We start from the raw sequence: 1,377 nt of genomic DNA on the forward strand, positions 1-1,377 counted from the left end.
GGTAGTATAAATCAGATTGTGTAAACAGGTTAAGGGTTACAGTTGAAGGGTCTAACGCCGAAGTGGAGCGTAGCGGAACGAGGCGTTAGACCGCTGAAAAAAGTTGTAACTTCCAAACCATACATAAACATGCAATCAAAAAACAAAGATGAACAGCTTTTTCCTAAAGGCTTTTTCAAACAATTTAAAGACAAGGATTCCTTTCAGCACTACTTTAATTCCATTTTCAAACAGGGTATAGAAGAAATGCTCCAGGGAGAAATGGATGAACATTTAGGTTATCATAAGCATACAACTGAGGGGTATAATTCCGGCAATAGCCGGAATGGAAGTTTTTCCAAAACAGTTACGACAGAAAATGTTGGAGATGTTATTCTGAATATTCCCAGGGATCGCAATGGCCAATTTGAACCCCAGATTATCCCTAAAGGAGAAACGATCAGTGCTAAAATTCAGGAAGCAATTTTGGGTATGTACAGCCGTGGAATGACGACCTCTGATGTACGCAAACAGGTAGAAGCTGTTTATGGGTTGGAGATAAGCGAAACAACCGTTTCCAACATCACCGAACGCATTATGGACTCTGCCAGAGAGTGGCAGCAACGCACCTTAGAGCCTGTCTATTTTGCTGTGTGGATGGATGGTATTGTCATCAAAATCCGGGAAGATAAAAAAGTGATCAACAAGTGTGTGTACATTGTCATTGGGCTTAAGCCTGATGGACTAAAAGAAGTACTTGGTTTTTGGATAGAAAAGACAGAATCAGCCGCCTTTTGGATGACGGTATTAACCGAACTTAAAGCCAGGGGCCTGCAAGATATTCTCATCGCCTGCACAGATAATCTAAAAGGATTTACACAAGCTATATCAGCTGTTTTTCCTGAAGCAGTTACACAGCTTTGCATAGTGCATCAGATCAGAAACAGTTGCAAATTTGTAGTCTATAAAGATCGCAGGGATTTTTGTAAAGATTTAAAAGTAGTATACACAGCAATCAACAAAGAAATTGCACTGGAAGAACTGGAAAAATTTAAACAAAAGTGGCAACGCAAATACAAATATGCCATCACATCATGGGAAGAAAACTGGGACAACCTTTCCAATTATTTTGAATATCCACTTGAACTAAGAAAGATTATTTACACAACCAATGCCATCGAAAATCTTAACAGAGGTATTAGAAAATATACCAAAACCAAAACACAATTTCCTAATGAAAATGCAGCATCCAAATCAATCTATTTATCTATAAAAAATATTGAAGAAGCCTGGACACAACCAATACCAAACTGGGGACTAATTCTTCATCAGTATTTAATTATATTTGAAAGTAGATGTAGACTCTAATCCTGTTTACACAATCTAATTTACACTCTC

1 protein-coding gene is annotated in these 1,377 nt (G+C 37.9%); it reads left to right on the plus strand.

Features of this window, described 5'->3' with window-relative positions:
* The first annotated feature begins 129 nt into the window (after nt 1-129).
* Nucleotides 130-1,347 (plus strand): IS256 family transposase, encoded by a 1,218-nt coding sequence (locus tag GD597_RS21640; protein ID WP_171610009.1) that lies wholly within the window; start codon nt 130-132, stop codon nt 1,345-1,347.
* Nucleotides 1,348-1,377 lie beyond the last annotated feature (30 nt).

Source organism: Limnovirga soli, assembly GCF_013106755.1.
In the GTDB taxonomy this organism is placed as follows: Bacteria; Bacteroidota; Bacteroidia; order Chitinophagales; family Chitinophagaceae; genus Limnovirga; species Limnovirga soli.

What these genes read in the sequence shown, in the direction of transcription:
- GD597_RS21640 (WP_171610009.1), top strand. Translation starts at nt 130, where the DNA reads ATGCAATCAAAAAACAAAGATGAACAGCTTTTTCCTAAAGGCTTTTTC.